The sequence below is a fragment of the Pseudomonas citronellolis genome, from assembly GCF_029335315.1.
GTDB classification, from domain to species: Bacteria; Pseudomonadota; Gammaproteobacteria; order Pseudomonadales; family Pseudomonadaceae; genus Pseudomonas; species Pseudomonas citronellolis_A.
Map to the genome: position 1 here is coordinate 1 of NZ_JARJLT010000293.1, position 3,250 is coordinate 3,250.

General features: G+C 68.2%; 3 protein-coding genes and 1 pseudogene. All 4 read left to right on the forward strand.

Annotated elements, in window-relative coordinates:
* A pseudogene (locus P3W75_RS21760) lies at window positions 1-507 on the forward strand (MBOAT family O-acyltransferase); the annotation flags it as partial.
* A 13-nt stretch (window positions 508-520) separates the two neighbouring features.
* The gene (locus P3W75_RS21765; RefSeq protein ID WP_276229387.1) at window positions 521-1,660 is read left to right on the forward strand and encodes an alginate O-acetyltransferase; all 1,140 of its coding nucleotides are present in this window, start codon (window positions 521-523) and stop codon (window positions 1,658-1,660) included.
* Window positions 1,661-1,686: 26 nt separating this feature from the next.
* Window positions 1,687-2,322 (forward strand): alginate O-acetyltransferase AlgF, encoded by a 636-nt coding sequence (locus P3W75_RS21770; RefSeq protein WP_276229388.1) that lies wholly within the window; start codon window positions 1,687-1,689, stop codon window positions 2,320-2,322.
* A gap of 149 nt (window positions 2,323-2,471) precedes the next feature.
* Window positions 2,472-3,250 (forward strand): sugar phosphate nucleotidyltransferase (locus tag P3W75_RS21775; protein ID WP_276229389.1); only part of this gene is annotated, 779 nt, incomplete at its 3' end.

The window sequence follows — 3,250 nt, forward strand, 5'->3', positions numbered from 1 at the left end:
GGCAGCACCTTCCAGACCTACCGCAACCTGATCCTGACCATGCTCCTGGGCGGCCTGTGGCACGGCGCCAACGTCACCTACGTGATCTGGGGCGCCTGGCACGGCGTGTGGCTGGCGATCGAGCGCGCCCTCGGGGTGAACGCCGCGCCGCGCGCGCTCAACCCGCTGAAGTGGGCCTTCACCTTCGGCCTGGTGATCGTCGGCTGGGTGATCTTCCGCGCCGAGAACCTGCACGTGGCCTGGCGCATGTACGCAGCCATGTTCAGCTTCGGCGACTGGAGCCTCTCCGAACAGAGCCGCGCCAGCCTCACCGGCCTGCAGGTCGGCACCCTGGTGGTGGCCTACGCCGCGATCCTGGCCGGCGCTTGCTGGCGCCTGCGCCAGGCTGGCACGCCCGCCCTGTTGCCCGCGCTGGCGGGTAGGACCGTGCTGCTGGCGCTGTTCGCCGCCTCGGTGCTGAAGCTCTCCGCGCAGAGCTACTCGCCCTTCCTCTACTTCCAGTTCTGAGCGAGGCCTGAGCATGTACCCCACCCCCGTGCAATACACCTACGCCACCCTCTTCTGCGGCCTGCTCGCCGGCCTCGCCGGGTGGTCACTGAAAGCCTTCCCCGGCTTCACCGCCGCCGAGGGCAGCACGCTGCTCGACGGCACGCTGGCCCACACCTTCGAAGGCCACTACGACAAGCAGTTTCCGATCAAGCGCCTGGGCACCAACCTCTGGGCCGCGCTGGACTACACCCTGTTCGACGAAGGCCGCCCCGGCGTTGTGATCGGCAAGGACGGCTGGCTGTTCACCGACGAAGAGTTCAAGCCGGCGCCCAGCGCCAGCCAACTCGACGACAACTGGGCGCTGGTGCGCGGCGTGCAGCGCGAGTTGGCGCGGCGCGGCGTGGAACTGGTGCTGGCGATCGTCCCGGCCAAGGCGCGCCTCTACCCCGAGTACATCGGCAAGCAACGCCCCGCGCAGCAGCACGCCGGCCTCTATGACGAGTTCCTGCAGCGCGCGCGCCAGGCCGGCATGGCCGCGCCCAAACTGCAGGACACCCTGGAACAGGCCAAGAACAACGGCCAGGTGTTCCTGCGCACCGACACCCACTGGACCCCGCTGGGCGCCGAGGCCGCCGCCCAGCACCTGGCCCTGAGCATCCGCGCCGGCCAGCACCCCGGGCTGCCGGTGCAGACCTTCATCACCGACGTCAGCCAATACCTGCCGTACAAGGGCGACCTGCTGAGCTTCCTGCCCCTGGACCCGTTGTTCGACGAACTGCTGCCCGCCCCGGATCAGCTGCAGGCACGCCACACCTACTCCACCGAGAAAGCCAGCGAGGAGCTCTTCGACGACAGCACCCTGCCGCAAGTGGCCCTGGTCGGTACCAGCTACAGCGCCAACCCGCGCTGGAACTTCGCCGGCGCGCTCAGGCAAGCGCTGTCCACCGACCTGATCAACTACGCCGAGGACGGCAAGGGCCCGCTCGAACCCATGCTCGAACTGCTGCAGGACCCGGACTTCCACCCGCGCCTGCTGATCTGGGAGTTCCCCGAACGCTACCTGCCGATGCCCAGCGACCTCAGCCAGTTCGACGCCGACTGGCTGGCCCGGTTGCGCGCGGCCGGCGCCCCCGAGCAACGCCTGGCCGCCCAGGCCCCCACCACACCCTGAGCCATCACCCCACGGGAGGAGTCCCCATGTCCCTAGCCAAGTCCCTCGTCCTGACCACCCTGGCCCTCGGCCTGGCAAGCGCCGGCGCCTATGCCGGCGAGGCCAGCCTGTACCGCCCCGCCGCGCCGCAAGGTTCGGCCTTCGTGCGGGCCTACAACGCCAGCCACGTCGAACTGAACGTCAACCTCGGCCCCGTGGAGCTGGGCGAAATCGCTCCGCAGGACGCCAGCGACTTCGAGTTCCTGCCGCCGGGCGCCTACACCGCCAAGATCGGCAACCAGAACCTGCCGGTGAAACTCGACCCGGACGCTTACTACACCCTGGTCAGCGAGCCCGGCGGCCAGGCCAGGCTGGTGCCCGAGCCGCCGTTCAAGAACAAGCAGAAGGCCCTGCTCCGCCTGCAGAACCTCAGCGGCCAGGCGCTGGCCCTGAAGACCGCCGACGGCAAGACCGAAGTGGTCGGCAACGTCGCCCCGCAGGGCCGCGGCGACCGCGAGATCAACCCGGTGAAAGTGAACCTGGCGCTGTTCGAAGGCGCGAAAAAGCTCAGCGACCTCAAGCCGCTGACCCTGGAGCGCGGCGAGGTGGTGTGCCTCTACGTCACCGGCGAGGGCGGCAAGCTGTCGCCGGTGTGGGTCAAGCGGCCGGTGAAGGCGGACTGAGTCAGAAGAACGAACCACCACAAAAAGACCGGTCACACCGGCAGAAAAAAATCAGCGAGCCGCCAAGACGGCCCGCACGGAGAGGTCACCCGAAACGGTAACGGCGCCCGGCGCCCAACAGAACGCATGAACGTTTAAGGAGAAACCCCATGATTCCCGTCATTCTTTCCGGTGGCAGCGGCTCGCGACTCTGGCCCCTTTCCCGCAAGCTCTACCCCAAGCAGTTCCTGGCCCTGGCCGGCGAGCACACGCTGTTCCAGCAGACCCTGGAACGCCTGGCCTTCGACGGCATGGAGCCGCCGCTGGTGGTGAGCAACAAGGAACACCGCTTCATTCTCCAGGAACAGCTCGAACAACTGAGCCTGAAGACCCAGGGCATCCTGCTCGAACCCTTCGGCCGCAACACCGCCCCGGCGGTGGCCATCGCCGCCATGAAGCTGGTCGCCGAAGACCGTGACGAACTGCTGCTGGTGCTCCCGGCCGACCACGTGCTGGAAGACCTGCGCGCCTTCCAGCGCGCCCTGGCGCTGGCCACCGTGGCCGCCGAGAAAGGCGAACTGGTGCTGTTCGGCGTGCCGGCCAGCCGCCCGGAAACCGGCTACGGCTACATTCGCGCGTCCGCCGAGGCCGCCCTGCCCGGCGGCGTCGAGCGCGTCGAACGCTTCATCGAGAAACCCGACGAAGCCCGCGCCCGGCAGTTCGTCGAACAGGGCGGGCACTACTGGAACAGCGGCATGTTCCTGTTCCGCGCCAGCCGCTTCCTCGACGAACTCAAGCGCCACGACCCGGACATCTACGACACCTGCCTGCTGGCCCTGGAGCGCAGCCAGCACGAAGGCGAGGTGATCAACATCGACCCGGCCACCTTCGAATGCTGCCCGGACAACTCCATCGACTACGCGGTGATGGAGAAGACCCAGCGCGCCTG